This window comes from Pontibacterium sp. (genome assembly GCF_964228735.1).
Taxonomy (GTDB): Bacteria; Pseudomonadota; Gammaproteobacteria; order Pseudomonadales; family Balneatricaceae; genus Pontibacterium.
On sequence record NZ_CAXRBQ010000177.1, the window covers coordinates 1 to 20,437 of the forward strand.

Genomic DNA, 20,437 nt, shown 5'->3' on the forward strand with positions numbered 1-20,437 from the left:
CCGCTGCATAACCACTCTGCCATCCAGCCATTTTCTTTGCCTAAAGGCGCCTACCGAGAGGATTGGAGCGGAATATCGGGCTCGAACCGACGACCTGAACCTTGGCAAGGTTCCGCTCTACCAACTGAGCTAATTCCGCCCTGCTCGGTAAGTGGTGCGTATTATAGAGACCCGAGATTCTATGTCAACACTGTAATAAAAAATATTTTCGCTTATTTTTTAAACACTTACAGATCGTCTGTCAGATCAGACCAAGCCGCCTTAAGGTATTCGATCATCGACCACAGCGTTAAAGCCGCAGCCACGTAAAGTGTCGCGATCGCCGCCCACGCCAGCGCACTGCCCGGCTGCGCCAATACCAAGAAGAAAATCGCAGCCATCTGCAAGGTTGTTTTGACCTTGCCAATATAGGACACCGCCACGCTACCACGCTTGCCCAACTCTGCCATCCACTCACGCAGAGCCGAAATAACAATCTCACGACCAATAATGATGATTGCAGGAATTGTAATCAGCGGACTTGCATAAGACTCTGCAATCATCACCAGCGCTGCCGCAACCATCAACTTATCAGCTACCGGGTCCAAAAACGCACCAAACGGTGATTGCTGATCCAACTTACGCGCCAGGTAACCATCAAACCAATCTGTTACCGCCGCAAGCGCAAAAATAAAACCCGCCCAGTAAGGCGCCCAGCTGTAGGGCAAATAAAACACCAGAACAAATACCGGAATAAGAACGATACGTAAAAGTGTGAGGAGATTAGGAATCTTAATCTTCATCGAAAACAGCACGTTATCCTCGTGTGTCAAACTTCTGGATGCAACGCCAAGTAGATCTCTTCGGCGAGTTTCCGGCTAATGGTAGAGACTTTTGCGATTTCTTCAACACTCGCTCTCTCTACCTCCTGTAAGCCACCAAAATGCTTCAAAACTTCTCGGCGTCGTTTTGGACCAACGCCTGGTATTCCTTCCAATACTGACTGCTTTCTAGCTTTACCCCGTCGCGCCCGGTGACCGGTAATTGCAAAGCGGTGCGCTTCATCCCGGATATGCTGCACCAGGTGCAACGCACTGGAATCGCCCGCCAATGTGATCTCTTCACCTGTCTGGCCATTGATCAGCACCTCAAAGCCGGCTTTTCGGGTTGGGCCTTTAGCCACACCTACTACCTGCACCTCGGTGATCTGCAGCTCTTCCAGCACATCCATCGCCTGACTCACCTGCCCTTTGCCACCATCGATCAGGAGGATATCGGGCAATTTGCCCTCGCCCTTTTTCAGTCGCGTATAACGACGGGTAAGCGCCTGATGCATGGCGGCGTAATCATCTCCGCCAGTTATATCTTCAATATTGAAGGTACGGTAATCCTGTTTAAGCGGCCCATTTCGATCAAATACCACGCAGGAAGCCACCGTCGCCTCACCGGAACTGTGACTGATATCGAAACACTCCAGCCGCTGCGGTACTGAATCAAGCACTAGCGCTTCCTGCAATTCCAGAAAACGGTTATAGACATTCTTTTTGTTCGCCAGATGGGAGGCCAGATGCTGCTCCGCGTTAGTCTGTGCCAAACGCTGCCAACCGGCGCGCTCACCACGTACGCTGTGGGTCAGCGTTACTCGCTTACCACGCTTTTCGCTGAGCGCCTCTTCAATGCACTCCTTATCTTCCACCGGGTAGGTTGTGATAACTCCATTCGGGATTTCGCGCTGCGACGAGAGGTACCACTGCGCAACAAACGCTGAAAGCACATCAGCTTCGCTCTCTTCCACCGATACCTTCGGATGGAAAATTTTACTACCTATAATTCGGCCGCCCCGCACAAACAGCATATGCACACATACACCGCCAGGCTTCAGCGCGCAGCCCATCACATCGACGTCGCCCGCAGCACCGTACACATACTGCTGCTCCTGCACTTTTTGCAGGCTGATGATTTGATCCCGAAACTCCGCGGCTTTTTCAAACTCCAGGTTAACGGAGGCCTTTTCCATCTCCGCAGCAAGCTCATCCATGACAGCCTTGTTTTTGCCTTCCAGAAACATCATCGCGTGACGAATGTCCTGCTCGTATTGCTCTGGCGTTATCAAATCAACACATGGACCACTGCAGCGCTTGATTTGATACTGCAAGCAAGGGCGCGCGCGATTCTTAAAAAAGCTGTCATCACACTGCCGGATACGAAAGATCTTCTGCAGCAGATTCAAACTTTCACGCACCGCACCGCCGCTCGGAAACGGACCAAAGTAGCGCCCACTGCGTCGTCGCGATCCGCGATGAAAACGAATAGCTGGGTACGTATCTTTGTCAGAGATGAAGATGTAGGGGTACGACTTATCGTCACGCAGCAAGATATTGTAGGGCGGACGCTGCTGTTTGATCAGGTTTTGCTCCAGCAACAACGCCTCAGTCTCGCTGTTGGTGACCGTCACCTGAATATCAGCAATTTTGCCAACCAAGGCCTGCGTTTTTACCGACAGCCCGGACGAACGAAAGTAACTGCTGACACGTTTTTTAAGATTTTTAGCCTTACCGACGTACAGAATCTCCCCGGCGCTGTCATACATCTGGTATACGCCGGGCCTGCCAGTGAGTCGACTCAGGAACGCTTTCGAATCAAACGGAGCAGATAACGATTCGGTATTCAAAACAACAATAGATCTCTGACAAGGAATGCGGGCCACCCATGCAGCCGGGGCCACACAGGTAGATTCTACTTAAATGATCAGCGGGCGGTGTTGGTAGCCTTGTTGTGATTCATGTGCGCATGGGTCGCTTCACGGTGCAACTTCTGCAACTCTTCTCGGGTACTGTCACTGATCCCAGCACCACGGGATAGCGACACCTCCAGATAGGCACCAATCTCGGCATAGAAGAATAAGCTATCTTCCACGGTCTTGGATCGCTTCAATTTGGACAATGCGATCTGCGCGCCGTTAACCAGAATGTAGTTAATGTCGGTTTCCGACAGCAACGGGTTGCGTTCACGCTCACTTAAAGGGAGAGAATCGCGATCAGATTTGCTCATTCCTGAGGTCCTGTAAAATACTAATGAATCACCTGCCACTACTTTAAGCCCAAGAGGTTGTCTTGTTAACTGATTCTTTCGTCACACGTAACATTCTTGCGGATATCCGTTGGCTGCTTACCACCCCATCTCTGATGAGCCTGCCTCAGGACATGGACGGTGTTCACCTATTGAAAGAGATGAGTGCTCTAGAAGACACGAGTGTGGAATCGACAGAATGGTCCAAAAGCATCCAACGACGACTGGGCTACTACTATGAAGATCTCTTCAACTCAGTTCTAGAAAGAACAGCATATATATCTGATATTAAAAGAAATATACAAGTAAAAGACACTAACAGAACAGTCGGCGAATTCGACTTTATCGTTCAAACCCCGCAGGGCAACACCCTCCATATTGAGTGCGCAGTGAAATTCTATCTGTGCACGCATGATGGCTCAGAGTTGTCACACTTTGAAGGCCCCAACCGCAAAGACCGCCTGGACCTGAAGTGGGACAAACTTCTGTACAAACAGATTCGGCTCAGCAAAACAGATGCAGGGCGCGCCAAAATACAGGCACTGAATTTGGAAACCCCACAAACTGCCGTGTTGATTCAGGGCTATCTGTTCTACCCGCTTGGACAACCTACCACCACCTTGCACGCTTCAATCAATCCTAATCATCTTCGAGGATGGTGGGTGCGGAACGAGCATCGCACGCAAATTCTCGACGACCAATTACGCTATCAAATTCTCAACAAACCGTTCTGGCTCGCACGCCCTGCTATTCCGGAAGCAGAGCTCTTTACCAGCGATCAGCTAAATGAGGAACTAAATGAGCAACATCACCCGCAACTGATAGTACGGCTGACAAAGAACGATGAGGGCTGGTGTGAACTGGACCGGGGATTTGTAGTGCAGAATGGGTGGTGAACTGGAGAGTTAAACGGAGAGATTCAGGCGAAAAATGAGAGGGAAAGCTGGGCACCGGCAAGAAACCGGCGCCCGGAGCTATTACTTCGCCTGATCAGCTGCAGCAGCGTCTTTAGCGATTTCGCCTTTCAGCCACTTGATAGCAAAACCGGTACCTACAATCATTGCAGCTACGATTGCGATGCTTGGCGCGAAAGAGATCAACGCGTACTTATCCATAGAACTGTCCTCTAATAATAATCGTTATAGTATTTTTAAGATCTGTAATCGAAGCGCATTATATATAGCTTCAGCTGTCACGCTCAAGACGGTGGATCAGGCTTGAGGTATCCCAACGCCCACCTCCGCTCTTCTGTACATCTGCATAAAACTGATCAACCAACGCGGTTACAGGCAGCTGCGCACCGTTCTTTCGCGCTTCTGTCAGGGCGATATCCAGGTCTTTACGCATCCAATCGACGGCAAAACCAAAGTCGAACTCATTTTCGACCATCGTCTCATGACGATTGACCATCTGCCACGAACCGGCTGCACCGTGCTGGATCACGCTGCAGAGTTTCTGCACATCCAGACCTGCCTTTTTAGCAAAGTGAATACCTTCTGAGAGCCCCTGCACCAAACCGGCGATACAGATTTGGTTAACCATCTTCGCCAACTGACCACTACCTGCTGGTCCCATCAGCTCGACAGCCTTGGAGTATGCTTCGATCACCGGGGTCACTTTGTCGAAGGTTGCTTGCTCTCCGCCTACCATCACACTCAACACGCCATTTTCAGCACCGGCCTGACCACCGGACACAGGTGCATCCAAAAAGCCGAATCCACGCTCAACGGCAATCTCGTTCAGTTCGCGTGCAACTTCAGCAGACGCAGTCGTGTGATCTACCAGAATCGCACCAGCCGCCATGCCCGCAAACGCACCGGCATCACCCAGAATCACGGAACGCAGGTCATCATCGTTACCCACACAGGAAAACACGATTTCAGCGCCTTGTGCCGCCTCAGCGGGTGTATCGCCTTTTGAACCTTTGTACTCTTCTACCCACTGCTGCGCTTTAGCGCCGGTGCGGTTGTATACGGTTACATCGTGACCATTGTTCTGAAGATGTCCTGCCATGGGATAACCCATAACACCCAATCCGATAAATGCGACTTTCATACTCTCATTCCTGATTTCACGTGATCTCACGCGGTGCTAAAATGCCGACTACTTTAGAATCAGCTAATTTATTATGAAAACGTTGCGTCCCTTCTTCACACTGATACTGCTTGTTCTGCTCAGCAGTCAGAGCTACGGACAAAAACAAGTTACCAACGAAAGTATCGAAGATAACGTACTCATCGACGATACGGAAATCCCCTTTTTGTTTTATGGTAACGAAAGGCCCTCAAAAGCCGCGATTATCTGGTTCGAGCCCCACTATGGCGACTTCACAGAGCAAGCGGTCGCGCATCAACTCGCTTCACAGGGGTTCAGTGTCTATCAGCCCAATTGGTTCGAGGTGTTTTTCCTGCCGCGGGCCTATTCAAGCATGGCAGAGATGGATGGCGCCCTAATCGCCCGATTCATCCACTGGGTGAAACAAAAGGCCAATCAGCCGGTCTACCTCGTAGGTGCAAGCCGCGGTGCAGTTGCAGCACTCAACGGTATCGCAGCCGATGCATCTGCCGTGGCGGGCATGGTGTTACTCAACCCAAGTATCTACCTGCACAAGCCCGAACCCATGCAGCCGGTGCGCTTTATACCCGCCGCTAAGCGTTGCCCGGTCCCGATTGTTATTCTCCAGCCGGATCAATCTACGCGCATCTGGTGGATGGAGGAGGTTGAAAACACGCTGCGCGCAGGCGGAGCCTCAGTAACATCAACATTAATTCGCGGGGTGCGTGATGGCTTTTGGCAACGCCCGGATATAACCCCACAGGAAGTCGGTCGAAAATCGCTATTCCATCTGGATATAATGTCCGCGATAAACTCCATGGAGACACTGAATGAAAACTAAACTGCGTACACTCTGCCTACTCTGTATCGCATTACTGGCTTCCACCGGAGCGTATGCAAACAGCAGTCTCTACAACCTCAGTTTCCCCAATGTGGACGAACAGGAAATCCAACTGTCCGAGTACAAAGGCAAAGTCATCTTGCTGAATTTCTGGGCAACCTGGTGTCCGCCGTGCGTGAAAGAGATGCCGTCCATGCAGCGTCTGCACGATAAATTTCCAGAAAAAGATTTTGAAATCGTGGCAATCAGCGCCGGTGAATCTCAAGCAGCAGTCGAGAGCTTTATGATGGGCCTTGATACCGAGCTCACCTTCCCTATTCTTCTCGATGAAACCGGTCGCACCTTCAAAGACTTTGGCATCCGTGGTCTGCCGATGAGCTTCCTGTTTGACCGCGAAGGCAACTTGATCAAAACCATTTCAGGCAGCCGGGAGTGGGATGAAGAGCGCGAGGTACAGCTGATCGAAAGCGCAATCCAACGTTAAATCAAAAGGCAAGCGTCGAAGGGACACCTACGAGGCTTGCCATTTATCGCACTTTTCCTCCGCTACGCTCAACAGCACACCTCAAAATCTCCTCATACCGCTTTAGACGGCGCCCATACCGCCCGCATTAGCTAGTCAGAACTACAATTCATCATACAGACATCAATCCAAGGAGATTGATCATGAGATGGTTGTTAATACTGGCCCCGCTGGCGATGGCGTTGAGCGCCTGCACGGCCACAGATCAAACAGGCGAGAAAAGCGGTTACACAACCTCGCCCGCCCCTTCCGATAGCCAACAGCTGGGCAGCGTTGAATTCAACACCTCCTGCCAGGAAGCAGCTCAACCTTCTGTTAATCGGGGCCTCGCCCTGCTCCACCATATGACGTATTCCGAATCCAGGCTCGCCTTCAGAGCAGCCACGCAGGCCGATGCCGACTGCGCAATGGGATATTGGGGTGAAGCTATGACCTACATTCATCCACTCTGGTCTGACCCGCCCAGTAAGGATGAATTCGACCAGGCAGTAATGCTGGTGAATAAGGCCAAGCAACGCGGCAACAAGACCGAATGGGAGCATGCGTATATTGACGCCTTGGAAGCCTACTTCTCTGGTGAGTGGGAAGCTAATGAAGCACCACGCTTAACCCGCTTCGCTAATGCCTGGCATGGCGTGCATCAGCGCTTTCCTGAAGACATCGAAGCCGCAGCAATCTATGCAGTAGCGCACCTGGGAACCGTCGATCCCAGTGATAAGTCTTACACCAAGCAGCACGAGGCTGGCACGATTGCCGAACAGGTATTGAAGATAGTATCTGACCACCCAGGTGGCCATCACTACAGCATCCACGCTTACGATTACCCACCACTGGCCCATCACGCACTGGATACCGCCCGCAGTTATGGCAATATCGCACCGGATATTCCTCACGCACTGCATATGCCCACTCACATCTTTACCCGCCTGGGCTATTGGCAGGAATCGATTGAATGGAACAAGAAATCTGCTGACGCAGCACTCAGAAGCAGTGCAGGTAAGCCACTCTCACTACACTATCTGCACGCACTCGATTATCTTGCCTACGCGTACCTGCAAGGCGCAGAAGACCAAAAAGCGCAAGAGGTGATGGAAACACTGGCAGCGATCAACACACCTATTCAATCCCATGGTGCTTCCGCCTATGCCCTGGCAGCGGTGCCCGCACGCCTCGCACTGGAGCGGCAGCAGTGGCAGCGTGCCGCATCCCTGACTGCACGGACGCCCAATAGCTATCCGTGGGATAAATTCCCCGCCATGGAGGCGATCACCCATTTCGCCAGAGCTTTGGGTGCTGCTCGGATGGGTAACGCCAACCAAGCACAGAGTGACCTCAACAGGCTGGCGGAGCTAAAAGCCCAGCTTCCCGCATCCCAAGCCTACTGGGCGACACAGATTGAAATTCAGCATCAGACCGCCCTGGCCTGGCTGCATTACGTGGAAGGTAAGAAGACTCAGGGACTGTCTCTAATGAGAAAAGCTGCCGAGCTCGAGGCCTCAACAGAGAAACACCCGATCACCCCGGGCGAAGTACTGTCAGCACATGAACTGTACGCAGATATGTTGCTGGATATGGGGCATTTTGAGGACGCGTTACAGCAATACCAGGCGTCCCTGGAACGTAATCCGAACCGACTGAATAGCCTCTATGGTGCCGGGTTTGCCTGGGAATCGAGTGGCAATATCAAAATGGCCGAGAGTTATTACCGGCAACTGATCAATGTTTCGAAAAATGCCGACACTGACCTGAGCCGCTTAGCACACGCAAAAGCGTATCTTAAAAACAACGGTCAAAACGGTACGACAAGCAGTCTATAAAACGCGACCCAACTTAAACGGAAGCCGCACAAAAAAAGCCATTACGCTTACAAAGTGTTCGCGTAATGGCTTTTTAAAAAGTGTGTCTATTGGTGGTATTAAGCGTTGTAGACCGCTTCAGCCGCTAGCGCTGCCACGCCCCGATTGATCGGCGCGTCCAATGCAGACAGTGTGTTTTCCAGTGCGGCAAGGCACAGCATTACGTTACGGCGAGAGCAAGAGCTACCCATCAGGCCGATACGCCACACTTTACCGGCAAGCGAACCCAGGCCTGCACCGATCTCCAGACTGTAATCCTTCAGCAAACGGCTGCGCACTTCCGCTTCATCAACACCTTCTGGCACATACACGGTGTTCAGCTGAGGCAGACGGTACTCCTCTTCCACCAGGAAGTTGATACCCATCGCTTCCAGACCCGCGCGCAACGCCTCATGGTGTTGCTGGTGACGAGCCCAGGTGTTTTCCAGCCCCTCTTCAAACAGCATCACCAATGATTCATGCAATGCATACAGAGAGTTAACCGGTGCAGTGTGGTGGTACGCGCGTTTGCCGCCGCCACTCCAGTATCCCATCACCAGGTTCTTATCAAGGAACCAGCTTGGCACGGCGGATTTACGGTTTTTCACCGCTTCGATCGCACGTTCGCTGAATGCCACCGGCGAGATGCCTGGCGGGCAAGAGAGACACTTCTGGGTGCCGGAATACACGGCGTCGATTCCCCAGCCATCTACATCCACGTCGATACCACCCAGTGAGGTTACGGTATCAACAATGGTTAGGCAGCCGTATTTCTGCGCCAGCGCGCACAGAGATTCGGCATCAGAACGCACACCGGTTGAGGTTTCCGCGTGAACAAATGCCAGGGCTTTTACATCGTCGGTTTCAGCCAGCGCCTTTTCGACCTTGTCTAAGTCGACCGGCTTACCCCAGTCATCCATCACCATGATCGCTTCGCCACCAAAGCGCTCAACGTTCTCCTTCATACGACCACCAAATACACCGTTCTGGCAGACGATCACCTTGTCACCCGGCTCAACCAGGTTTACAAAGCACGCTTCCATACCGGCAGAACCCGGCGCAGAAACAGGCAGGGTCAGTGGACTTTGAGTTTTGAACAGCGCCTGCAGCATCTCCTTGATCTCATCCATCATATGGATGAATTCCGGATCCAGGTGACCGATAGTTGGACGCGCCAGCGCAGACAGTACGCGCGGGCTTACATCGGACGGACCCGGGCCCATCAAGGTGCGAACAGGGGGATTAAACGATGACTTCATCAGTGGTGTGCCTCATACCGCATCCGGCCGGGCAAACCCGACCGGGCGTTCCTTAAGAATTATTATTGTCCTGCGATCTCATCAACCATTGCCATCACCATCTCAGCGGAGTGCTTGGCAGCGGTTACGAGGAATTGCTCAAATGAAAGGTTGGATTCTTTACCCGCAATATCAGATAACGCGCGAATGATGATGAACGGCGTACCAAACTGGTGACAGGTCTGCGCGATCGCTGCAGCTTCCATCTCCACCGCCTGCATCTGTGGGAATACCTCGCGGGTACGCGCCACACGCTCCGGATCGTTCATAAACGCATCACCGGTCGCGATCTGACCTTTAACGGTCTTCATGCCTTCCATACGGTTGATGCAACGCTCCGCCACGTCCGCCAACAGTGGCTCCGGCTCAAACGCTGCAGGCAAACCCGGTACCTGACCCGGCTCGTAACCAAAGATGGTTACATCCACATCGTGGTGGCGCACATCGGTAGAGATCACGATATCGCCCACATTCAGTTCAGGGTCGAAGCCGCCAGCGGAACCGGTGTTGATTACCGCATCCGGCTGAAACTCGCGCAGCAGCAGTGTGGTGCCGATCGCAGCATTTACTTTACCGATACCGGATTTTAGTACGACAACATCTTTACCGTGCATACGGCCAGTGAACAGGTGATAACCCGCAATCTCATGGTCCTCGCGTCCTTCCAGCGAGGCTTTTAACAGCTCAACTTCTTCATCCATCGCACCGATAATACCGATACGAATTGCACCATCTTTCTCTTTAATTGTGTCCTGCAGACTCTGTTGCGCGCTCATAGGTTGTATTGAACCGTTAAAAACTGGGTTGAAATAGAACTGGAAAATTACCGCAGAGCGCGGGGCAAAACAATAGCGCAACCCCGCTAAAACACTATCTTTAGCAGGGTATTTGCGTATTGGTATAGAAACGGGAATCAGAAACGCTGCAATGCGGTTATTCCGTAATCACAACCTTGCTGCCCTGGGTCCGCAATCGGTCGGCACGATCGTTGAGGAAACGCTGAAATTCGGGAAACTGCTCGTACCCTTTGCGGCTTACATACTCAAGTGCCGTAGCGTAATGGAAAGACTGCACATATCCGCCGACACGAAACCGCTCGGTACCGAATTCATCCAACAGAATGGTTGTTGGGTAGTAGGTAACGCCCAGCTCAGCGACCCACTTCGCCGGTGTAATGGATCGCCCATCGGGTAACGTGAGCGGCTTGTCACTTGTCGCATCAAAACGAACCACCTGATATTGCTCTAGCTGGTCGTATACAGAGGAACGCGCAATGGCATTGCGGTGCAGCGCCTCACAGTCGTCACAGCCTGGGTATTCCAGCAACACCGCGGTCAGTTTGCCCTTCAACGACGACAGATCACGGGTTTCCAGAATAAAGGGCTCAGGATACATCTCATCGCCGCTGCTCTTGATCAACGTCTGTGCTAAACCGGGACCGGTATTACCGCTCAATGCGTAGTCCAGAATCTGCAAGAACACCGGCTTGGGACGATAACCATCAATTCTCAGGCTAATCTCCCCCTCTCTGTTAAGAAAAATCAGCGTTGGGGTGTACTGAATCTTCCACTGCGCGGCGAGTTCTTTTTCAGGCAGTTCGGTTCCATCAGGCAACACAACCTCTCGATCGCCCCAAAGATCCAATGCAAGAACATCAAACTTTTCCTGAATAAAGGGCGCCAGTTGCGGATCAAGGAAGTTCTGCTGAATCATGTTGTAACAGTACGGGCACCCCGCCTGATGAAAATACAACATGAGTAGTTTGTCGCTTTCTGCGGCCTCTTCAACATCATCGGCCAGATCAAGAAAGCTGTCTTTGAACCAGTAAGGGGAAGGAATTTCACCGCCGTCATACTTGAGCAGACGGGTAGACTCGGCCTGCGCAGACGCACAGGCAAGCAGAAATGTAAGCAGAACCGCAACAAAACGCATCAGACTTCTCCCTGTTTTTTAGGGATCATTCTGGCTCATCGGGCCACATTACGCGACCCTTGCAGCTCTAACAGCCCGGAATCGGTTATACGGGATAAAGGCCGGACCAGCCAAACTGGCTGAACAGTTTATCAACCTGACTATCGACCGGTGCCTTCAGCGTTAACAGTTCGCCTGATTCCGGATGGCGGAAACTCAGCTCGGTTGCCATCAGCAGCAGACGATCCAGATCAAAGTGCTCGCGGAACGCCTTGTTGTGGCGACCATCACCATGCTTAGTGTCACCCACCAACGGGTGGGAGATGTGTTTCATATGACGACGGATCTGGTGTTTACGACCGGTCTTCGGCTTAACCTCAACCAGGGAGTAGCGCGCTACCGGATACTTGCCTACCGGAATCGGCAACTCGACTGTTCCCAGACGGCGGTACTCCGACACTGCATCCTGTGGTGGCTTATCCGGGTTGGCCATCTTATCCGCCAGCTTATCCAGCTTTTCCTTCAGCGGGTAATCGATGATGTCCCCTTCCGGCGTATAACCACGGGTCATACAGAGGTAGGTTTTCTGGACTTCACGCTCTGCAAACATATGATTCATGCGCTGCGCAGTTTCTTTGTTCTTACCAAACACGATCACACCCGAGGTTGGGCGATCCAAACGATGAATGGTGTAGGCGGTACCCTGCAGGTACTCCTTAAGCATACTGGTGAGATTCGGCGTGCTACGTGGAGCGATCCAGCTTGGATGCACAAGCAAACCCGACGGTTTATTAATCGCGATCAGGTTGTCATCCTCAAAGAGGATTTCTAGGTCAAACTCACACATAACTGGGGTACTTCTACTTAGGAAATCAAAGGCGGGAGAGTTTAAGTGCTTACCCCAGATCAAACAAGCCTTGCCCCAAAACGATCGCTCACCTATGGTTTAGACGAACTTTTTAGAGCAATACTTATAGAAAATTCGAACTATTACATCGAAAAATACTGCGCTTTAGCTATCTTAATGAAAGTAAAAGAGATTTATCCTATAAAGTATCCGATAAGTCTGAACCTTATCTTGAAAAAGCTCTCTTAATCCCTATAAATAGCTTAACGCAACAAGAAAACCATGAGGACTAACATGCGTAACGTTGATACCTACAGTGCCGGCAGGGAACAATCGGTACTGTCTACAAACAAAATGATCCGCAACACCTACATGTTGCTGGGTATGACACTGGTATTCAGTGCTGTAACCGCGGGCATCTCCATGGCGATGAATCCTCCGTTCATCGTGTACATTGGTAGCATCCTCGTTAGCTTCATTATGCTGTTTGTTCTGAACAAAAAGCAGAACAGCGCTGCTGCACTGCCACTGGTCTTCCTGTTCACCGGCCTGATGGGCTTCGGACTTGGCCCACTGCTTAACCACTACCTTGGCTTGGCAAATGGCGGTCAGATCGTAATGACTGCGCTGGGTATGACTGCCCTGACCTTCCTGGGTCTATCTGCGTACGTGATGACCTCCAAGAAAGACTTCAGCTTCATGGGCGGTTTCCTGTCTGCGGGTCTGATTGTAGGCCTGATCGCAATGGTTGCCCTGTTCGTACTACCAATGTTCGGTATCGAAGTTGGCGCAATGAGCATGGCGTTCTCTGCGTTCATCGTACTGCTGATGGCGGGTTTCATCCTGTACGACACCAGCAACATCGTTAACGGTCACTACACCAACTACATCATGGCAACCGTTAGCCTGTACCTGAACATCTACAACCTGTTCGTGCACCTGCTAGCTCTGGCTGGCTTCTCAATGGACGACTAAGCGTCCAGTTTTAGCCTCTCTGCGAAAGCCCCGTAATCTGCTAAGATTATGGGGCTTTTTTCTTTCTATTACAGAAACTTGCCAATGAAATTTTCAATTGTTGTTCAGGCTGCACCCTATAGCTGTCAATCCGCTGAAACGGCTTACCGCTTCGCGAAAACTCTTCTTGATAAAGGGCATGACCTGCACCGTGTTTTCTTTTATGGTGACGGCGTGCACACCGGCAGCGCTTTAGCGTCTCCGCCTCAGGATGAGCCCAACATTCCGGCCAATTGGCAAGCTCTGGCAGCCGACCATGATCTGGATCTCGTAGTTTGCATCGCCGCCGCTGTACGCCGTGGTGTACTGGACGATAAAGAGGCAGGCCGCTACAGCAAATCCGGCTCCAATCTGGCCGATGGTTTTGAACTATCCGGACTGGGACAACTTGCCGATGCAATCGCCCAGTCTGATCGCGTTGTCACCTTTGGAGCCTGAGTGATGTCTGATAAAAAGAAAGTACTGATTATCAATCGCCGCGCTCCTTACGGCCGCTCCAATGCCCGAGACTCACTGGATGTTGCCCTGACCTGCGGTGTATTCGAAATGCCGATCAGCCTGCTCTTCGCGGACGATGGCATTTTCCAGCTGCTTGGAGGCCATCAGGCCAAAGAGATTGGCCAAAAGAACCTGTCTGCCAATCTGGCTGCACTGCCGATGTACGACATCGACCAGTTGTTTGTTTGTGAAAGCAGCCTAAACACCCACGGCTTGGCCTCTGATCAACTGGACCACAACCCAACTGTGGTTGACCAGAAAGCAATTCAACAACTGATTCAGAGCCACGATGTGGTTCTGACCTTCTGAGAACAGATGTAATGGCCCTACACACTCTGAACCAGCCACCCGGCAACGCTCAGTGCCTCGAGCGCTGTCTGAATGCACTTGCCGACGGTGATGCACTGTTACTGATCGAAGATGGCGTGCTGGCTACCCTGCCCGCACACGCATCACGGTTCGACGCGATCGCAGCAAACGTTACGCTGTTTGCCCTGCAGGCCGACCTGGATGCCCGTGGGCTGAACGACCTGAAAGGTACCCGCTTTACCGTTGTAGATGATGGCGGTTTTGTGGAGCTTGCCTGCGAGCAAGACAAAGTGGTGAGCTGGTACTGATTATGACACTGGTTGTAAACGGAACCCCTATTGAAGTGGATGACGAGGGCTACCTCGTAAAACTGAGCGACTGGTCAGAAGCGGTTGCGGAAGAGATCGCCCGCGCCGAACAGGTCGAACTAAGCGAAGAGCACTGGGCAGTGATCAACGTGATTCGCGATTTCTATCAAACATTTGAGCATGCCCCGGCCATGCGTCCTTTTGTGAAAGCTGTAGGACAGGCGCTAGGTGCCGATAAGGGTAAAAGTATCTATCTGATGAAGCTGTTTCCCGACAGCCCGGCAAAGCTGGCCGCAAAGATCGCAGGCCTGCCAAAGCCAACCAATTGCCTGTAATTCAGGCTTAAGGAGCAAGAATGAGTTTACCGACGGTAGCATTTCTGGGTATCGGTCTGATGGGCCTGCCAATGGCCACTAATCTTCTTAACGCAGGCTATCCCCTTACCGCATGGAACCGTACCCGCGCTAAAGCGGAAGCCCTGGAAGCCTGGGGTGCTGACGTCGCCGATACACCAGCCGAAGCGGTAGCAAGTGCAGATGTCGTGATCACTATGCTGGAAAATGGCCCGGTTGTGGACGATGTTCTGTTTACCCAAGGCGCTGCCGAAGCGTGTCGTCCCGGTACACTCATTATCGATATGAGCTCCATTCCGCCAGAGCTGGCAAAAGATCACGCCAAACGCCTGAGCGCCCTCAAACTGGACTATCTGGATGCCCCGGTATCCGGCGGTACCGTCGGTGCAGAGCAAGCCACGCTGTCGATTATGGCAGGTGGAGATAAAGAAGTTTTCGAAAAGGCCGATTACCTGTTCAATGTACTCGGCAAGTCAGCCACTTACATCGGCCCGGCCGGTTCTGGACAGCTGGCAAAATGCGCTAACCAGGCGATTGTTGGCATTACCATCGGTGCGGTATCTGAAGCCCTGCTTCTCGCTGCTGAAGGTGGCGCAGATCCGGCAGCAGTGCGTGAAGCACTGCTGGGCGGCTTTGCCAACAGCCGTATTCTGGAGCTTCATGGGCAACGCATGATCGACCGCAACTTTATGCCCGGCGCGACATCCCGAGTGCAACTGAAAGATTTGCGAACTATTCTGGATACGGCGCACGCGCAGGATCTGACGCTGCCGTTAACTCAGCGGGTGTATGACGAGTATCTTAATATGGTCTCGAAGGGTATGGAAAACTGCGACCACAGCGGCCTCTTATTGCAACTTGAGTCACTTAACCAGCCCGCCCGTTTGGGTGAACGCGACACCCAGCGTCCGGATCTGGTGGAGAAGAACTGATGGCACGCTTTGCCGTTAACCTGAGCATGCTGTTTACCGAACTGCCGCTCATCGATCGCTTTGATGCGGCAGCAAAGGCTGGCTTTGAGCTGGTGGAGATCCAGTTTCCCTACGAGCTCAGTATTGACGAGATCAAACTCGCCTTGCAGCACAACAACCTGGAGCTGGTACTGATCAACCTACCAGCAGGAGATTGGGCAGGCGGAGAGCGTGGTATTGCCTGCCACCCGGATCGTATCGACGAGTTCGATCGCGGTCTGCTACAGGCACTGGAATACGCCGAGGCACTGGGCGTTAAAAAAATTAACTGTCTCTCAGGGATCAAGCCGGAAGGCATTTCCCACGAGGACGCAGAGCGCACCTTTGCGCGTAACCTTGAGCAAGCCGGAGAAACCCTGGCAGCGCACGGTATCGAGCTGATGGCGGAAGCAATCAACACCCAGGATATTCCTGGATTCTTTCTCAATAGAAGCTCGCAACTATTTGAAATAAAAGAACATTACAATATCGAAAATTTGCAATTACAGTACGACGTGTACCATATGCAAATTATGGAAGGAAACCTGACAACCACCCTGAAAAATAACCTTTCAGAGGTCGGACACATTCAGGTTGCCGATGTGCCAGGCCGACACGAACCCGGTACAGGAGAGATAAACTTTCCGAATCTTTTCAAAGCACTAGACGCTATGGGATACTCGGGTGTAATCAGCCTGGAGTATGTTCCCGCAGCAGACACGCTGAGTGGGTTAACTCAGATTAAACCGATAATAGGTGGACAGTAATCATGGGTCTGGAACAAGCCGCAGAAGATCTACAACAATATCTCAGCAGCGTCGCACAGGATCAGGCGAAGCAAACTAATAACAATCAGGATGATGTTGTCTACCACCAGTGGGCAACGTTCAAGGTGAACAACGAGCTCTACGGCATCGATGTTATCAAGGTCAAAGAAGTACTGCGCTACAGTGAAATGACCCCGGTACCAGGCGCAGAGCCGTACGTACTCGGCATCATCAACCTGCGTGGTAACGTGGTGACGGTTATTGATACCCGCCGCCTGTTTGGCCTGCAGACAGTACCAACCGACGACGATACCCGCATTATCGTCATCGAATACAACGAACAGGAAGTAATCGGGATCGTTGTTGATAGCGTGGACGAGGTAATCAACCTGCCACAGAACGACGTGGATCGCGCACCGAGTGTAACCAGCGACGAATCTACCCGTCGTTTCGTTCAGGGCGTTTGCTACCACAACGGCATCCTGATCATCCTGCTGGATATCATGAAGATGCTGACCAGCATCACCCCGGACGACTCTGAAGAAGGTCCGAGCGAGATTGCATCTTCCTGATCAACTCGCTGATCACACAAAAGGAGCTTGCGGTAACTGCCGCAGGCCCCCTCCCCACTACTCGCCGATGTGCACCACAATCTGACGATATCCAGCGTGGTGGCGATGCTCCCAACAGTAAACACCCTGCCAGGTTCCCAGCGCCAAACGGCCGTTTAAGATCGGGATCGACAGCGTTGTTGATGTTAGCGCCGCTTTGATGTGCGCCGGCATATCATCCGCCCCCTCCAAAGTATGGGTATAGAGCGGATCGTTCTCCTTCACCAAGCGATTCATCCAGTTTTCCAGATCCACCTTCGCACTCGGATCTGCATTTTCCTGAATCGTCAGGCTGGCAGACGTATGCTGGATCAGCAGCGAACACAAGCCATCATTGATACCGGATTGCGCAACCAGCTTCTGCAACTGAGATGTAAACTCGAACAAGCCCTGCCGGCCTGTCTTAACACTGAGTGTTGTTACCATAAAAAATGCCCCTCATTTGAGGGGCACTTTATCAACCGTGGTTCTCTACAGCAATCAGAGTACGCGGTTTGTGGTCATGAACTTGGAGTCCGCATCCGGGCCTGTGTTGTCCGCATACAGGGTTACACCGGAGCGCAGACAGATAGACAGGTTTTGATGAGACGCCTCTGTTTCCTTCGGCAGCATCTCTTCTACCGCGGCCTTCTCATCCAGCAGCTCCTGTTCGGTTGCAGTCAGGCGCTGACGGCTGAACTCGTTCACTTCGATATCGTGTACGATCTGGTAGCGGCCGTAGTTACAGATTACCGGGAAGGAGTAGAAGATGCCTTTGGTGATGCCGTAGCTGCCGTCACTGAGGATACCCATACTGATGATTTCACCCGGCTCGGTACCCAGCACCCAGTCACGCATCTGGTCGACAATCGCCTGGGCTGCAGAGGCCGCACTGGACTGGCCACGCGCTTCAATAATCTCACCACCACGTTTGGCAACCTTAGGAATGAATTCCTCACGGTACCAGGCGGTATCGATCTGGGACATAGCTGGCTTACCGAGGATGGTCGCGTGGTGCAGATCCGGGTACTGAGTCGGAGAGTGATTACCCCAGATCATGATGCCACCGATATCACGGGTGGTTGCACCACAGTGGTTTGCCAGAATACCCTTCGCACGGTTGTGATCAAGGCGCGTCAGGCAGGTAAACTGCGACGGGCTCAGATCCGGTGCGTTGCGGCTGGCAATCAGCGCATTGGTGTTCGCCGGGTTGCCGGTGATCAGCACTTTTACGTCACGGTTGGCATAGTCGTTCAGCGCTTTACCCTGACGCGCGAAGATCTGGGCGTTCTCTTCGAGCAGATCACGGCGCTCCATGCCCGGACCACGCGGCTTAGCACCAACCAGCAGTGCGTAGTGGGCGTTTTTGAAGCCATCTTCAACGTTATCGTGCAAGGTAATGGTGTGCAGCAAAGGATAAGCGCAGTCCATCAGCTCCATAGCCACACCACGCAGGGATTCCATTGCATGTGGCAACTCGATCAGCTGAAGGATAACAGGCTGATCTTTACCCATCATCTCCCCCGCTGCGATCTTAAACAGCAAACTGTAGCTGATTGCACCGGCCGCGCCAGTGACAGCAATTCGTACAGGACGTCTCATTACAATAACCCTTAGTTATATCGTTATAATTATATTTACTTTAGACAAAAGTATATTCTTTTATACAGCAAAGTAAGCAGAAATTACTAAGAAATTGTTACCACGAGACGCAATTTGGCCGATTTTGGCCGTTTTTCGCAAAGCCTGTAACTACGGGGGGTTACAGGCCTCTAGTGGTTTCGTTGCGAAGAGAAATCAGGGAGGGATGATCCAGTGCGGTACGGATCTGAGAGACCATTTTGTCTTTATCACGTCCTAAAACGCCCTTCAGGACCAGATAGTTTGATGCGTGATCGCTGCGGAAAACGGTTTTCTCCAACTCGGTATGGGAAAGCATAATCTCCATCTCTTTGAAGAGGCCATGCTGGTCCAACATCTCGAAGTCACCTCCAAAGCCGTCCAGAACCTTATCCATACCGTTGCGGAAAAACAGTACCAGCGTGGCAAAGTAGTCCGGCTGGGTTTCGTTCACGAGGCGGGCGGATGCCAGGGCATGCTGTTCACTGTATTTCACACCACCCATGCCGTTGATGATCATCACTGAGGTTTTCATGCCCGCAGCCTTGGCCTTAAGCAGCGCGTCACAGGTTGAGCGGTATGTCTCGCCCTTCTGAATCTTCTCCAGAACCTCATCATCGCCGCTCTCAGCGCCGATGTAGAGCAACCCCAAACCCAGTTCACGCAACTCCTGCAGCTCTTCAACGGTTTTGTTCTTGAGATTGCGGGGCAGACAGTAGGCGGAGATACGGGTAACCGACGGCATATGCTCGCGGATCGCTTCCAGGATCGTCTTCAGACGTCGAAACGACAGCGCCATCGCATCACCATCCGCCAGAAAGATTCGTCTTACGCCTGCGAGTTGCTCACCGCAGCGCTGGATCTCCTCCAGCACCTGATCTTCCGCCTTGGGTTTAAACTTCTTCTGCGGCGCTGTATACATTGCAAGAGAAGTTCCATTCTTAGGGTACTAAGAATAAAATTAATTCTATTTTTCAAATACTTAGTTTTAGTACTTATACCAAAATAGGATACTAATAACCGCCTTAATTCCTAGCCGTCCCCTTTGGATTAGAATCCGTGGCTGGATTTCCTTATATTGACCAGATTGCCTCAATTGAAGTCATCAACTTGATAGTCCATCAGACTAGCCCTCGATGCTTCAGCCATGCCTGCGCAAGCCGGTCCATTGCTTCAGGCTCAATTTCGACAGTTACGCACTGATAAGCTTCATTGTTCATATCGACCTTAAATCTGCGCTGCGCCTCAAGGTAAGCTGGAGACTCCCCTTCGAGCTGGGCCTCTTCATATAAGTAAACATTCTCGTCATTCCAAACACTAGACTTAGTACTCATCCCCCCCTATTGCGACGTCAAACTCATCCCACCAAGAATAGTGCAGAATTGACATCTGGGGTTGGACATTTGGTCAGTTTCCGACCCGGAGCAGACCTTGGAGCGCGGGGCGCTTGAACTTCAGGTGGTACCGGTCATCAAGTAGATTTACCTGGTTGCTTCCTCATTGAAACAATCGAAGATAAGTGGCGGAAACACCGCAGAGTAATAGGCATGAAAAGGCCTACGACAAAAGAGCCCTTAGTTAATGACCGAGTAGCTTCCCCTACAGGCAAGAAGCTGACTATTAGGGCCTCGTTAGGTATCTGGTTCTACTACCCGGTGTACACCCTCATT

The 20,437-nt window shown here is 51.9% G+C and carries 24 protein-coding genes and 1 tRNA gene; 12 read left to right on the forward strand and 13 right to left on the reverse strand.

The genetic code is table 11. The annotated features are described in order from the left end of the window. Positions 1-63: 63 nt before the first annotated feature. The 4 genes from ACEQ15_RS18705 to ACEQ15_RS18720 form a co-directional block, all read right to left on the reverse strand. Positions 64-139: transfer RNA gene (locus ACEQ15_RS18705), tRNA-Gly, on the reverse strand. 88 nt (positions 140-227) lie between these two features. Beyond that, the gene (pgsA, locus tag ACEQ15_RS18710) at positions 228-776 is read right to left on the reverse strand and encodes a CDP-diacylglycerol--glycerol-3-phosphate 3-phosphatidyltransferase (protein WP_370280798.1); all 549 of its coding nucleotides are present in this window, start codon (positions 774-776) and stop codon (positions 228-230) included. A gap of 32 nt (positions 777-808) precedes the next feature. Next, positions 809-2,650 carry an excinuclease ABC subunit UvrC gene (uvrC, locus tag ACEQ15_RS18715; RefSeq protein WP_370280776.1) on the reverse strand — a complete coding sequence of 614 codons (1,842 nt, stop codon included), beginning with the start codon at positions 2,648-2,650 and terminating at the stop codon, positions 809-811. A 77-nt stretch (positions 2,651-2,727) separates the two neighbouring features. Then, on the reverse strand, positions 2,728-3,030 hold the full coding sequence (locus tag ACEQ15_RS18720; protein ID WP_370280777.1) for an excinuclease ABC subunit C: 303 nt from the start codon (positions 3,028-3,030) through the stop codon (positions 2,728-2,730). Between the two features lie 62 nt (positions 3,031-3,092). Between ACEQ15_RS18720 and ACEQ15_RS18725 the strand changes: the two genes are divergently transcribed. Continuing rightward, entirely contained in the window at positions 3,093-3,944 is an 852-nt protein-coding gene (locus ACEQ15_RS18725) for a DUF1853 family protein (RefSeq protein WP_370280778.1), read from the forward strand. Between the two features lie 81 nt (positions 3,945-4,025). Here ACEQ15_RS18725 and ACEQ15_RS18730 read toward each other — a convergent pair whose 3' ends face one another. Together ACEQ15_RS18730 and ACEQ15_RS18735 are read right to left on the reverse strand one after the other, a co-directional pair. Continuing rightward, positions 4,026-4,163 (reverse strand): hypothetical protein, encoded by a 138-nt coding sequence (locus tag ACEQ15_RS18730; RefSeq protein WP_282355287.1) that lies wholly within the window; start codon positions 4,161-4,163, stop codon positions 4,026-4,028. A 70-nt stretch (positions 4,164-4,233) separates the two neighbouring features. Next, positions 4,234-5,103, reverse strand: coding sequence for an NAD(P)-dependent oxidoreductase (locus ACEQ15_RS18735; RefSeq protein ID WP_370280779.1), 870 nt, complete (start codon positions 5,101-5,103; stop codon positions 4,234-4,236). Between the two features lie 73 nt (positions 5,104-5,176). Here ACEQ15_RS18735 and ACEQ15_RS18740 point away from each other — a divergent pair, with 73 nt between their 5' ends. From ACEQ15_RS18740 to ACEQ15_RS18750, 3 genes are all read left to right on the forward strand, one after another. After that, positions 5,177-5,944, forward strand: coding sequence for an alpha/beta hydrolase (locus ACEQ15_RS18740; RefSeq protein WP_370280780.1), 768 nt, complete (start codon positions 5,177-5,179; stop codon positions 5,942-5,944). After that, the gene (locus ACEQ15_RS18745; RefSeq protein WP_370280781.1) at positions 5,934-6,428 is read left to right on the forward strand and encodes a TlpA disulfide reductase family protein; all 495 of its coding nucleotides are present in this window, start codon (positions 5,934-5,936) and stop codon (positions 6,426-6,428) included. Before ACEQ15_RS18740 ends, ACEQ15_RS18745 begins: the two co-directional genes overlap by 11 nt. A 182-nt stretch (positions 6,429-6,610) precedes the next feature. Further along, positions 6,611-8,284, forward strand: coding sequence for a hypothetical protein (locus ACEQ15_RS18750; RefSeq protein WP_370280782.1), 1,674 nt, complete (start codon positions 6,611-6,613; stop codon positions 8,282-8,284). A gap of 98 nt (positions 8,285-8,382) precedes the next feature. Here the strand turns inward: ACEQ15_RS18750 and ACEQ15_RS18755 are convergent, their stop codons facing one another. The 4 genes from ACEQ15_RS18755 to ACEQ15_RS18770 all read right to left on the reverse strand — a co-directional run bounded on the left by ACEQ15_RS18755 (position 8,383) and on the right by ACEQ15_RS18770 (position 12,358). After that, positions 8,383-9,561 carry an alanine--glyoxylate aminotransferase family protein gene (locus ACEQ15_RS18755; protein ID WP_370280783.1) on the reverse strand — a complete coding sequence of 393 codons (1,179 nt, stop codon included), beginning with the start codon at positions 9,559-9,561 and terminating at the stop codon, positions 8,383-8,385. 62 nt (positions 9,562-9,623) lie between these two features. Then, complete coding sequence (gene mtnN / locus ACEQ15_RS18760; protein ID WP_370280784.1) at positions 9,624-10,376, reverse strand: 5'-methylthioadenosine/S-adenosylhomocysteine nucleosidase; 753 nt, start codon at positions 10,374-10,376, stop codon at positions 9,624-9,626. Positions 10,377-10,533: 157 nt separating this feature from the next. Beyond that, positions 10,534-11,532: a thioredoxin family protein gene (locus ACEQ15_RS18765; protein WP_370280785.1), complete on the reverse strand. Its 999-nt coding sequence runs from the start codon at positions 11,530-11,532 to the stop codon at positions 10,534-10,536. A gap of 85 nt (positions 11,533-11,617) precedes the next feature. Continuing rightward, the gene (locus ACEQ15_RS18770) at positions 11,618-12,358 is read right to left on the reverse strand and encodes a pseudouridine synthase (RefSeq protein ID WP_370280786.1); all 741 of its coding nucleotides are present in this window, start codon (positions 12,356-12,358) and stop codon (positions 11,618-11,620) included. Positions 12,359-12,652: 294 nt separating this feature from the next. Between ACEQ15_RS18770 and ACEQ15_RS18775 the strand changes: the two genes are divergently transcribed. The 8 genes from ACEQ15_RS18775 (at position 12,653) to ACEQ15_RS18810 (ending at position 17,129) form a co-directional block, all read left to right on the forward strand. After that, complete coding sequence (locus ACEQ15_RS18775) at positions 12,653-13,333, forward strand: Bax inhibitor-1/YccA family protein (RefSeq protein ID WP_370280787.1); 681 nt, start codon at positions 12,653-12,655, stop codon at positions 13,331-13,333. An 84-nt stretch (positions 13,334-13,417) separates the two neighbouring features. Beyond that, positions 13,418-13,810, forward strand: a complete 393-nt coding sequence (tusD, locus tag ACEQ15_RS18780; protein WP_370280788.1) for a sulfurtransferase complex subunit TusD — start codon at positions 13,418-13,420, stop codon at positions 13,808-13,810. A gap of 3 nt (positions 13,811-13,813) precedes the next feature. Continuing rightward, complete coding sequence (gene tusC, locus ACEQ15_RS18785; protein ID WP_370280789.1) at positions 13,814-14,179, forward strand: sulfurtransferase complex subunit TusC; 366 nt, start codon at positions 13,814-13,816, stop codon at positions 14,177-14,179. 11 nt (positions 14,180-14,190) lie between these two features. After that, a complete protein-coding gene (tusB, locus tag ACEQ15_RS18790) occupies positions 14,191-14,487 on the forward strand; it encodes a sulfurtransferase complex subunit TusB (RefSeq protein WP_370280790.1) in 297 nt (98 codons plus the stop codon). 2 nt (positions 14,488-14,489) lie between these two features. Next, positions 14,490-14,822 (forward strand): TusE/DsrC/DsvC family sulfur relay protein, encoded by a 333-nt coding sequence (locus tag ACEQ15_RS18795; protein WP_370280791.1) that lies wholly within the window; start codon positions 14,490-14,492, stop codon positions 14,820-14,822. Between the two features lie 20 nt (positions 14,823-14,842). Next, positions 14,843-15,772, forward strand: a complete 930-nt coding sequence (locus ACEQ15_RS18800) for an NAD(P)-dependent oxidoreductase (RefSeq protein WP_370280792.1) — start codon at positions 14,843-14,845, stop codon at positions 15,770-15,772. Between the two features lie 26 nt (positions 15,773-15,798). After that, positions 15,799-16,557: a hydroxypyruvate isomerase family protein gene (locus ACEQ15_RS18805; protein ID WP_370280793.1), complete on the forward strand. Its 759-nt coding sequence runs from the start codon at positions 15,799-15,801 to the stop codon at positions 16,555-16,557. Between the two features lie 2 nt (positions 16,558-16,559). Then, entirely contained in the window at positions 16,560-17,129 is a 570-nt protein-coding gene (locus ACEQ15_RS18810; protein WP_370280794.1) for a chemotaxis protein CheW, read from the forward strand. Between the two features lie 57 nt (positions 17,130-17,186). Here the strand turns inward: ACEQ15_RS18810 and ACEQ15_RS18815 are convergent, their stop codons facing one another. The 3 genes from ACEQ15_RS18815 to ACEQ15_RS18825 form a co-directional block, all read right to left on the reverse strand. After that, a complete protein-coding gene (locus ACEQ15_RS18815) occupies positions 17,187-17,594 on the reverse strand; it encodes a secondary thiamine-phosphate synthase enzyme YjbQ (RefSeq protein ID WP_370280795.1) in 408 nt (135 codons plus the stop codon). 54 nt (positions 17,595-17,648) lie between these two features. Next, complete coding sequence (locus ACEQ15_RS18820; RefSeq protein WP_370280796.1) at positions 17,649-18,749, reverse strand: malate dehydrogenase; 1,101 nt, start codon at positions 18,747-18,749, stop codon at positions 17,649-17,651. Between the two features lie 160 nt (positions 18,750-18,909). Then, on the reverse strand, positions 18,910-19,689 hold the full coding sequence (locus tag ACEQ15_RS18825) for a radical SAM protein (RefSeq protein ID WP_370280797.1): 780 nt from the start codon (positions 19,687-19,689) through the stop codon (positions 18,910-18,912). Positions 19,690-20,437: the final 748 nt, after the last annotated feature.

Coding starts and splice junctions, on each gene's coding strand:
- tusB (WP_370280790.1), top strand. CDS start 14,191: ATGGCCCTACACACTCTGAACCAGCCACCCGGCAACGCTCAGTGCCTC.
- ACEQ15_RS18745 (WP_370280781.1), top strand. CDS start 5,934: ATGAAAACTAAACTGCGTACACTCTGCCTACTCTGTATCGCATTACTG.
- ACEQ15_RS18795 (WP_370280791.1), top strand. CDS start 14,490: ATGACACTGGTTGTAAACGGAACCCCTATTGAAGTGGATGACGAGGGC.
- ACEQ15_RS18720 (WP_370280777.1), bottom strand. CDS start 3,030: ATGAGCAAATCTGATCGCGATTCTCTCCCTTTAAGTGAGCGTGAACGC.
- ACEQ15_RS18750 (WP_370280782.1), top strand. CDS start 6,611: ATGAGATGGTTGTTAATACTGGCCCCGCTGGCGATGGCGTTGAGCGCC.
- tusD (WP_370280788.1), top strand. CDS start 13,418: ATGAAATTTTCAATTGTTGTTCAGGCTGCACCCTATAGCTGTCAATCC.
- ACEQ15_RS18755 (WP_370280783.1), bottom strand. CDS start 9,561: ATGAAGTCATCGTTTAATCCCCCTGTTCGCACCTTGATGGGCCCGGGT.
- ACEQ15_RS18810 (WP_370280794.1), top strand. CDS start 16,560: ATGGGTCTGGAACAAGCCGCAGAAGATCTACAACAATATCTCAGCAGC.
- ACEQ15_RS18770 (WP_370280786.1), bottom strand. CDS start 12,358: ATGTGTGAGTTTGACCTAGAAATCCTCTTTGAGGATGACAACCTGATC.
- ACEQ15_RS18815 (WP_370280795.1), bottom strand. CDS start 17,594: ATGGTAACAACACTCAGTGTTAAGACAGGCCGGCAGGGCTTGTTCGAG.
- ACEQ15_RS18735 (WP_370280779.1), bottom strand. CDS start 5,103: ATGAAAGTCGCATTTATCGGATTGGGTGTTATGGGTTATCCCATGGCA.
- ACEQ15_RS18820 (WP_370280796.1), bottom strand. CDS start 18,749: ATGAGACGTCCTGTACGAATTGCTGTCACTGGCGCGGCCGGTGCAATC.
- ACEQ15_RS18765 (WP_370280785.1), bottom strand. CDS start 11,532: ATGCGTTTTGTTGCGGTTCTGCTTACATTTCTGCTTGCCTGTGCGTCT.
- ACEQ15_RS18825 (WP_370280797.1), bottom strand. CDS start 19,689: ATGTATACAGCGCCGCAGAAGAAGTTTAAACCCAAGGCGGAAGATCAG.
- ACEQ15_RS18800 (WP_370280792.1), top strand. CDS start 14,843: ATGAGTTTACCGACGGTAGCATTTCTGGGTATCGGTCTGATGGGCCTG.
- mtnN (WP_370280784.1), bottom strand. CDS start 10,376: ATGAGCGCGCAACAGAGTCTGCAGGACACAATTAAAGAGAAAGATGGT.
- ACEQ15_RS18740 (WP_370280780.1), top strand. CDS start 5,177: ATGAAAACGTTGCGTCCCTTCTTCACACTGATACTGCTTGTTCTGCTC.
- ACEQ15_RS18730 (WP_282355287.1), bottom strand. CDS start 4,163: ATGGATAAGTACGCGTTGATCTCTTTCGCGCCAAGCATCGCAATCGTA.
- ACEQ15_RS18805 (WP_370280793.1), top strand. CDS start 15,799: ATGCTGTTTACCGAACTGCCGCTCATCGATCGCTTTGATGCGGCAGCA.
- tusC (WP_370280789.1), top strand. CDS start 13,814: ATGTCTGATAAAAAGAAAGTACTGATTATCAATCGCCGCGCTCCTTAC.
- ACEQ15_RS18775 (WP_370280787.1), top strand. CDS start 12,653: ATGCGTAACGTTGATACCTACAGTGCCGGCAGGGAACAATCGGTACTG.